The organism is Maritimimonas sp. 2210JD6-3 (assembly GCF_056591795.1).
Map to the genome: position 1 here is coordinate 1 of NZ_JBWQOJ010000071.1, position 2,588 is coordinate 2,588.

A 2,588-nucleotide genomic window follows, 5' to 3' on the forward strand; every position below is an offset into this window, starting at 1 on the left:
AAACTACCTTGAAAAGGAAAATGAAGAAAAAAACCTTGGACAACAGGAGTACTTCTTTGACCAAAACAACGACAGGATAAATCCAGAAGAAGTTATCACGGAAATAGACAACAATACCTCAAAGCTCAACAAAAAAGACCCGAAATTCTATTCTATGGTTGTCAGTCCTTCCCAAAGGGAATTAAAGACCATAAATAACGACCCTGAAAAACTACGTCAATACGTTAGGGAACTGATGAAGGACTATGCCGCTTCTTTCCATAGAAACAAAGCAGTCACCGTTGATGATATAAAATACTATGCCAAGGTAGAAAAACAACGTACCTATAAAGGTTCAGACAAAGAAATCAGGGAAAACCAACCCTATGCTACAAAAATATTGCAGTTAAAAAAGGAAATCAGAAAGATTGAAAGAGGAGAATCAAAAGGCCATGTCAAAAGCCTTCGTAAAGAAATAGACCGTCTGGAGAAAGACGCTCCTCATCAGATTGATGGCAAACGTATTGTTCGCGGTATGAAAAAAGAAGGCATGCAAAATCATGTGCATGTTATCGTCAGTCATAAGGACGTCACCAATTCCTTTAAACTATCACCTTTATCGCAACATAAGGAAGCAGAGACCATTCTAAATGGAAAAACCATAAAACAGGGCTTTAACAGGGACAAGTTCTTTGAAGCTGCCGAAAAGACCTTTGACAGAACATTCAAACACAAAAGGAACTTTATAGAAACCTATAAGGTAAGAAACGTATTTGATAAAGACCCAAAGCGCTTTTTAGCCTTATTGGCAGGATTACCAACAACAGAAAAACAAGCGGCAATTAAACTATTGTTCAAGGCCGGGGTAAAGGTACCTAACATCTCGATCAATAAAGCACAACTGGCGTATAAAGCCCTTATGAAATTAAAAAGAGGTGTAGAAACAGCCATGGATTCAGGCTCCATAGGCATTTAACCAATAGATGATGACAGATATACCCATATATACAATAATAGCAGCATGGGGTTTGGGAGCGCTGATATCCTATACTTTCAATAAATATACTCGACAGGGATTTTTGATGATATTCCTCAGTCTGATTTTAGCATCCATTATCATAAGCAGCAAAGTAGGTTTTCAATCACTGTTAAAAGGTATAATGCTCATGGTTTTACCATTGCAATTTATCAACGTTATTATCTATGCCTATCACGGCACAAACGCAAAAGACTGGACATTGAGAAAGGAATACAAAGTAACAATGGAAACACGGGGTGGTAAGTTGGTTTTGGACAATATCCGAAGGGGTATCTCAGTGATTGCGGCTGCAGGAAGCGGAAAGACAGAAAGTGTTATTTACAATCTAATGGTACATTTCAAAAAGCATAAGTTTTGTGGTGTTGTCCATGATTATAAGAATTTTGAGATTACTGAAATGGCCTATCCTTTATATCAAAACAGTGGCAACAAATTCTATATTGTTTCTTTTGACCCCATTTATTCCAGAGTTAACCCAATAGCTTCCAAATATCTACCTGATGAAGAAAGTGTATATGAAGTATCCAGGGTGCTATTGGAGAATCTTTTAGAGACAAAAGAAGCTGATGACAATAGTACCTCTAGGTTTTTTAGAGATGTTGTGGAGGGGCTTATTAGCGGGCTTATATGGAGACTCAAGACCGATTACCCCGACTATTGCACGATACCGCATTTAATAGCCCTCTACCAGCAATTGAATATAAAAGGGCTGATAAAATTCCTGAAAGGAAATATCACTTCCAGGGCGATGGCAGATGCTTTTATCAGTGGTGTAGGTTCAGAGAGACAAACTGCAGGAGTAAAAAGTACACTGGCCAATGCTTTTAAGAAGATCAGTACAAAAAAGATATTCATGGCACTATCATCAGATGATATTCCATTGGATATCAATAACCCTGAAAACCCTTCGGTTATTTGTGTTGTGAATAACCCTAAAAAGGATGCTTCTTTATCACCTGTAATAGCTACAATAATACATACTATCACCAAACAAATGAGTGAACGGGGACAAAAACCTTCTTTTGTTCTATTGGAAGAAGCACCTACCATAAGATTGCCCAATATGCACCGTATTCCGGCAACACTGAGAAGCTATGAAATTACCACGGTTTATGTAATGCAGGATAAAATCCAAAACGATATGTTATACGGAGAAAAGGCCAGCAAGGCTATTTTAAGTAACCTATCCTATCAGTTTTTCGGAAAGGTAAATGATCCTGATACCGCTAAATACTATGAACGTTTCTTCGAGATTGTGAAGAATCCAACCAAAAGTGTAAGCAAAGGAACGGGACTCTCATGGGAAGCGCGAATTACCAAAGGAGAACGGGAAGTGCCCAAACGCAGGGCGGAGATTTTCTTTAGGTTGAAGCAAGGCGAGTTCGTGGTATTCGCCGATGGAAAGGACAAGAAGGTACGATTTAGGGCTCCCGTTATAGACAGGAGCTTACCGTCACCAAAAGAAATGACCGCAGTGGATTTGGAGGAGAATTTTATTAAAATCCATAGTGAGGTGAAATCTATGTTTAATACTAAAGTTATTTAAACTATGAATAATCAATTTTAACTA

General features: G+C 38.2%; 2 protein-coding genes. Both read left to right on the plus strand.

What is annotated here, in order from left to right; genetic code table 11:
- The coding region (mobB, locus tag AC1EUY_RS15870) for a MobB family relaxase (protein ID WP_480196530.1) at nucleotides 1-955 on the plus strand (955 nt) is incomplete at its 5' end.
- 10 nt (nucleotides 956-965) lie between these two features.
- The gene (locus tag AC1EUY_RS15875; protein ID WP_480196531.1) at nucleotides 966-2,564 is read left to right on the plus strand and encodes a type IV secretory system conjugative DNA transfer family protein; all 1,599 of its coding nucleotides are present in this window, start codon (nucleotides 966-968) and stop codon (nucleotides 2,562-2,564) included.
- Nucleotides 2,565-2,588 lie beyond the last annotated feature (24 nt).